A 6769-nucleotide genomic window follows, 5' to 3' on the forward strand; every position below is an offset into this window, starting at 1 on the left:
CGGTGGCGCTGGCCGACCCCCGCCCGCGCGGTCGGCCAGGTGGAACACCAGGTGGAAGACTGCTGTCCGGGCCTGCTGCCACCCTCGCCCGCTTCGCTGTCAGGCTCGGCTGTGTCGCGGTGAGCGCCACCTCCTGGGTGTGCCGATTCCCCGGCGCGTAAAATAGGGGAAACGCGGTCGTGTGCGTCGGGCGCTGTCCCGTGGGGAACGGTCCGGTACGCGAAGAGCGGCCCAGTTCGTGACACTGTGTGTCCATCTGTACTTTGCCGTCTGTTTGTAATGTGCGCTGTTCCCGAGAGGTTCGGACGCTCTTATGACCCTCGCCCCGCTGTTGGACGCCCTTACCGCCACCCCAGGTGCGGATCCGGCCCTGGCACGCGCGGTCGCCGCAGTCGGTGAACCCCGGCTGGACCTGTCGGCTCCGGCTGCGCTGCGACCGTTCGCCGCCGCCGCGCTCGCGGTCCGGGCCGGGCGGACGGTACTGGCCGTCACCGCCACCGGACGGGAAGCTGACGATCTTGCCGCGGCGCTGTCGAGCCTGATCGATCCGCAAACGGTCGCGGTGTTCCCGAGCTGGGAGACCCTGCCGCACGAACGGCTGTCCCCACGAGCCGACACGGTCGGACTCCGCCTCGCCGTGTTGCGCCGGCTCGCCCACCCCGACAGCACGGGCAAGCCGCCGCTGTCGGTTGTGGTGGCGCCGGTGAGGGCCGTCCTCCAGCCCCAGGTCGCCGGCCTCGGCGATCTCGAACCGGTGGGGTTGAGCGTCGGTGACAGCGCCGACCTCAACGAAATCGTGGACAGGCTTGTCGGCGTCGCCTACCACCGGGTGGACCTGGTGGAGCGGCGTGGCGAGATCGCGGTGCGCGGTGGCATCCTCGACGTCTTCCCGCCGACCGAGGAGCATCCGCTGCGGGTGGAGTTCTTCGGTGACGAGGTCGAGGACATCCGGCCGTTCTCGGTAGCCGACCAGCGGGCGCTGACCGATCCTTCCGACAGCCAGGACGGCCGGCGCCGGCTGTTCGCACCGCCGTGCCGTGAACTGCTGCTCACCCCGCAGGTCCGGACCCGGGCCCGCGAGCTGGCGCGGCTGCATCCCGAGCTCCTCGACATGCTCGACAAGATCGCGGACGGTATTCCGGTGGACGGCATGGAGGCGCTCGCGCCGGTGCTCTCCGACGAGATGGTGCTCATGCTCGACGACCTGCCCGCCGGCACGCATGTGCTGGTGTGCGACCCCGAACGGGTCCGCGCCCGCGCGGCCGAGCTGGTGCGCACGAGCCACGAGTTCCTGGAAGCGTCCTGGAGCACGGCCGCTGTCGGCGGCAGCGCTCCGATCGACCTCGGCGCGGCGGCCTACCGTTCGATCGCGCAGGTGCGCCAGCGCGCTGCCGAGATCGGCCTGCCGTGGTGGTCGATCAGCCCGTTCGGTGGCGCCGGTGTCACCATCGACGACCGACCAGGCAGCAATCGGTTCGGCGACGGCCGGTTCGGCGATTACCGGGGGCAGGACGGCGTCGCAGGCGAGGAGGATCTCGACGACCACTCGGTGCTCTCCAGCCTGCGTCCAGCCATCGCCTACCATGGCGACACCGCCAGAGCACTCGCTGACATCAAGGGATGGCTCGCCGATTCCTGGCGTGTTCTGCTGATTACCGAGGGGCATGGTCCCGCCCAGCGGCTTGTCGAGCTGCTGCGGGACGCCGATCTGGGCGCTCGCCTCGCCGAGGACGCCGATCTTGCTCGTGGCGTCGCCACGGTCACCTGCGGTCAGCTGGGTACCGGCTTCACCAGCGACCTGCTGGGGATCGCGGTCCTGACCGAAACAGACCTCGCCGGCCAGCGTGGCGTGACCACCCGTGACATGCGCCGGATGCCGCACCGGCGCCGCAAGGGCATCGACCCGCTTGCGCTGCGCTCCGGCGACCTGGTCGTCCACGACGCCCACGGGGTCGGCCGTTACGTCGAGATGGTGACACGAACCGTTGCCGGTGCCACCCGGGAGTACCTCGTCCTCGAGTATGCGAAGGGTGACCGCCTGTACGTCCCGACCGACCAGCTCGAACAGGTCACCCGTTATGTCGGGGGGGAGGGCCCGAGCCTCGACCGGATCGGCGGTGCCGACTGGGCCAAGCGCAAGGGACGTGCCCGCAAGGCCGTCAAGGAGATCGCCGGTGAGCTGATCCGCCTGTACAGCGCGCGGATGGCCGCGCCGGGATACGCCTTTGGCCCGGACACCCCGTGGCAGCGGGAGCTGGAGGACGCCTTCCCGTTCCGGGAGACTCCCGACCAGCTCTCGGCCATCGAGGAGGTCAAGGCCGACATGCGCAAACCCGTCCCGATGGACCGGGTCATCTGCGGCGACGTCGGCTACGGCAAGACCGAGATCGCGGTGCGCGCGGCTTTCAAAGCGGTGCAGGACAGTAAGCAGGTCGCCGTACTCGTTCCGACGACACTGCTTGTCCAGCAACATTTCCAGACATTCTCTGAGCGGTATGCCGCGTTTCCCGTGAACGTACGGGCGGTGTCGCGCTTCAATTCCGCGTCCGAGCAGAAGGCCGTGCTGGACGGGCTTGCCGAAGGCAGTGTCGACGTGGTGATCGGAACTCATCGACTGCTGTCGTCCGGATCCCATTTCAAGGATCTCGGCCTGGTGATCGTCGACGAGGAGCAGCGTTTCGGCGTCGAACACAAGGAATACCTGAAGAAGATGCGGACCGCGGTGGACGTGCTCACCATGAGCGCCACCCCGATCCCGCGGACGCTGGAAATGTCGATCACCGGCATCCGGGAGCTGTCGACCATCGACACCCCGCCGGAGGAGCGGCATCCGATCCTGACCTTCGTCGGCCCGAGTGACAACCGGCAGGTCGCCGCCGCGATCCGCCGCGAACTGCTGCGGGAGGGGCAGGTTTTCTTCATCCACAACCGGGTGGAGTCGATCGACGCGGCCGCAGCGAGGCTGCGTGATCTCGTTCCCGAGGCGCGCATCGCCACCGCGCACGGCCAGATGGCCGAGGACGCCCTCGAGCAGGTGATGGTCGCGTTCTGGGAAAAGAAGTTCGACGTTCTGGTATGTACCACGATCGTCGAGTCCGGGCTGGACATCTCCAACGCCAACACGCTCATCGTGGAACGCGCCGACGTGTTCGGGCTGTCCCAGCTGCACCAGTTGCGGGGGCGCGTGGGTCGGGGCCGGGAACGTGCTTACGCCTATTTCCTGTATTCTCCGGACAAACCACTCACCGAAACCGCGCACGACCGGCTCGCCACGATTGCCCAGCATTCCGACCTCGGTGCCGGAATGGCCGTGGCCATGAAGGACCTGGAGATTCGCGGGGCGGGCAACCTGCTCGGCGGGGAACAGTCCGGGCATATCGCGTCGGTCGGCTTCGACCTCTACGTGCGGATGGTCGGTGAGGCCGTTGCCAACTTCAAAGGCACCGCGGTCGAGGAACCTCCCGAGGCCAAGGTCGAACTCCCGGTGAACGCGAGCCTGCCGCATGATTACGTCCCCAGCGAGCGGCTGCGCCTGGACGCCTACCGGCGTCTGGCCGCCGCCGCTTCGGACGACGACATCGCCGAGGTCCGCGCTGAGCTTCTCGACCGTTACGGGATGCTGCCCGAGCAGGCCGAGAACCTGCTGGCGGTCGCATCCCTGCGGGTACTGGCCCGCCGCCACGGCGTCACCGAGATCACCGTGGCGGGCCGTCAGATCCGGTTCGCTCCGCTGGAGCTGCGCGAAAGCCAGACCATGCGCCTCCAACGGCTGTACAAGGGAGCCGTGGTCAAGCCGGCGGTACGGACGATCCTCGTGCCGGCACCGGCAGAGACCCCCCGCATCGGTGCCCGCCCGTTGCGTGACCGTGCCATCCTTACCTGGGCTGCGGGCCTGCTGGAAGCGGTCGCGGGTGACTCGGTCGCGGCAGCGGCTACGGCCGCATCCCGCTGACCCGCCGGCTGCCCGTCCCGCCCGCCGCACGGGCGGGACGCGGGCGGGAATCGCCTTCCGGCCGGGCTTCGGCCGGGATGTGACGGGTCGGCACGCACGAGTGGACGGAGCGGACGGAATGGACGGAGTGGACCGGGTGTGCGCGGCGGGCAGCGAGTCGATACGGTCACAGCCGTGAAGCCCCGTTCTGTCGCTCGCCGTGTTCTTGCCGGTGTGGCGTTGGTGGTCCTTACCGCGTCCGCATGCACCACTCATGCGGGCTCCGCCGCACAGGTCGGCGATGAGACGATCAAGACCTCGACCCTGCGTGACGTCGTCGATCGCGGTCTGGCCGCCAGCCGGTTGGCCGGTGCGACCGGCCAGGCCGACGACCGCACCGCCCAGGCCGTCGCGCCGATCGAACGCGGCGAGCTGCAGCGGCGCGCGCTCACCACGCTCGTCCAGCTCAACCTGCTCGAGCGGGAGGCCCACAGCCTCGGGGTCACAGTGACCGACCAGGACCTCGACGCTTACTACCAGGCGTACGGCCTGCTCCAGTTCGGCAGCGTCGCGGCCTTCGAGCAGCGGGCGGCGCAGAGTGGCATAGCCCGCCAGGACCTGCGGGCTGCCGCGCGTTCCAACGTCCTCGAGCTGGCGATCACCGACCGGCTGACCCCGGATGCGGTCGCGTCTGAAAAACAGGCCCGCGACGTCTACGACAAGATCGTCAAGCAGGTCGGGAAGATTCCGCTGAGTTTCGCCCAGGCCCAGCCCTACCTCGTCCGGTGGTTGGCCGAGGAGCAACGCAACCCCGTCCTGCACACGAAACTTCGCGAGGTCGTGGACCGGGAACCGGTCTCGATCAACCCGAGGTTCGGCAGCTGGGACTCCGCCCAGCTCGCGGTGATTGCCGCGGATGTCTCGGTTGCGACGACGCCGGCGCCCGAGCCGCCGCTGGGCTCGGGAATCTCGATAGGCCAGTGAATTACTTCCAGCCGACGTTCCCGAACAACCGACGTTGTCGAAGCGGTGGTCCGGCCGTGCTGGTGACAGTCAACGCGATCGCGGTCGTCCGGTGACCGCGAGTATCGCCGTCGTCGTGACGAGCCCCCGGGTCGCACCCGGGTTGCTCGACGTCGGCACCTGGGACCTGCTGCGCACCGCCGGTGCGGTCTGTTGCGGATCGGTCGACCATCCCCAGCGCGCCGCCCTCGTCGCGGCGGGCATTCCGGTCGAGGTTGTGGCAGACGCGGGCTCGGATGCTCCCGCTGCCGTCGAGGCGCTGCGAAAGCGCGCCTGCGCCGACCCGTCCCGACCCGTGGTGTGGCTCGCGGCCGCGGGCGGCGGGACGCTTCGGATCGGTGAAACGGCTCGGGCCGGTGAGGCTGCTCGTGCCGGCGAGACGCTTCGGGCCGGTGAGGTGGCTCGGGCCGGCGAGGCGGAGCCGACCGGTGACCGGGAACTGCTTGACGTGCTCGCCGCCTCGGCCGGTGTGGACCTCACCGTGACGGTTGTCGAGGGATCGCGTGACCTGCCCGGTGCCAGGCTCCTGGACGCGGTCGCCGTGATGGACCGCTTGCGCTCTCCCGGCGGCTGTCCATGGGACGCCGAGCAGACCCATACCTCGCTCGCCGCCTACCTGTTGGAGGAGGCGTACGAGGCGTATCAGGCGATCGAGGACGGCAACCACGCCGACCTGCGCGAGGAGCTCGGCGATGTGCTCATGCAGGTGCTGTTCCACGCCCGGATCGCAGCCGAGGGCAACGGGCGGGCCGACGGCACGGGTGACGGCGGGGCCGCCCGGGACGAGACTGGCCGCAACGGCGCTGCGGCCCGGGAGGCGGCCTGGGACATCGACGACGTGGCCGCGGGCCTGACCGACAAGCTCGTCCGCCGGCATCCGCATGTCTTCGGGTCGGTGACGGTGGACGGCGCCGCCGCCGTCGAGACGAACTGGGACAGGATCAAGGACGTCGAGAAGGGCCGCCGGTCGGTCACCGAAGGCGTCCCCCTGTCCCAACCGGCGCTCGCGCTGGCGGCAAAGCTGCAGAAGCGCGCGGTCAAGGTCGGCGTTCCGCTGGATCTCGTCCTCGGCGCGGGCCGGCCGTCTCCCGCCGAGGCGGTTGCCGGCCTGGCCGGTGACCTGGCCCGGGCCACGGACCGTCCGCCTACCCCAGCCGGGACGCCGGCCGAGACGATGATCGGCGATCTGCTGTTCGCGGCCGTGGTGCTGGCACGGCAGGCCGGGGTCGATCCCGAAGCGGCTCTGCGGACGTCCGCACGACGTTTCCGGGACACCCTCACCACCGCTGAGGACGCCATCCGCACTGCCGGCCTGGACGCCCGGGACGCCGACGCGGACTCCTGGCGCACACACTGGCCGTCAGCAGACGAAATCCCGGCCGGCTGACGCACCCCAGCTGGTCAAGAGGGCCAAAGGCGACGCGATCATGTCCCTTTCGCGCTGCCGAGGCCCAGGTCCCCGGGTGGTTCAGTCGCGTGGGCGGGGTTCCTCGGAACGCTCCGGAAGGTCTCGACCACGTGGGTGGAGCATGCCATGACCGTTGCGCGTAGCCTCACTCCATGGCAGGAAGCACTGCGCGGCAGGCGCTGGCGGGCGTCCATCGTTTGTATGCGCGGCGGTCCGCGCCGATCCTCCTCGAGCTCGACCTCACCGTGGATCCGGTCGAAGGGATACCCGGCGATCCGGTGAGTGCGGCTCTGACGCGGCGCCGCCAATCCCTGCGAGCCATCGTGGACGGGCTGCGTCGGGCCCAGGACGATGACCGGGCGTCCACGCTCATCGCCCGGATCGCCCCCTGCGGGATGCCGCTCGCG

General features: G+C 69.8%; 3 protein-coding genes and 1 pseudogene. All 4 read left to right on the plus strand.

The genetic code is table 11. The annotated features are described in order from the left end of the window. Window positions 1–313 precede the first annotated feature (313 nt). Window positions 314–3952 (plus strand): transcription-repair coupling factor, encoded by a 3639-nt coding sequence (mfd, locus tag DD1DGNOD_RS04235; protein WP_131769491.1) that lies wholly within the window; start codon window positions 314–316, stop codon window positions 3950–3952. 174 nt (window positions 3953–4126) lie between these two features. Then, window positions 4127–4915, plus strand: a complete 789-nt coding sequence (locus DD1DGNOD_RS04240; RefSeq protein WP_131765312.1) for a SurA N-terminal domain-containing protein — start codon at window positions 4127–4129, stop codon at window positions 4913–4915. 91 nt (window positions 4916–5006) lie between these two features. Further along, window positions 5007–6341 carry a nucleoside triphosphate pyrophosphohydrolase gene (gene mazG / locus DD1DGNOD_RS04245; protein WP_131765313.1) on the plus strand — a complete coding sequence of 445 codons (1335 nt, stop codon included), beginning with the start codon at window positions 5007–5009 and terminating at the stop codon, window positions 6339–6341. A gap of 173 nt (window positions 6342–6514) precedes the next feature. After that, window positions 6515–6769 (plus strand): annotated as a pseudogene (locus DD1DGNOD_RS28760) (signal peptide peptidase SppA); the annotation flags it as partial.

Source organism: Candidatus Protofrankia californiensis (assembly GCF_900634765.1).
Taxonomy (GTDB): Bacteria; Actinomycetota; Actinomycetes; order Frankiales; family Frankiaceae; genus Protofrankia; species Protofrankia californiensis.

Bases quoted from the DNA above. Each gene is read 5' to 3' on its own strand.
- mfd (WP_131769491.1), top strand. From the start codon at position 314: ATGACCCTCGCCCCGCTGTTGGACGCCCTTACCGCCACCCCAGGTGCG.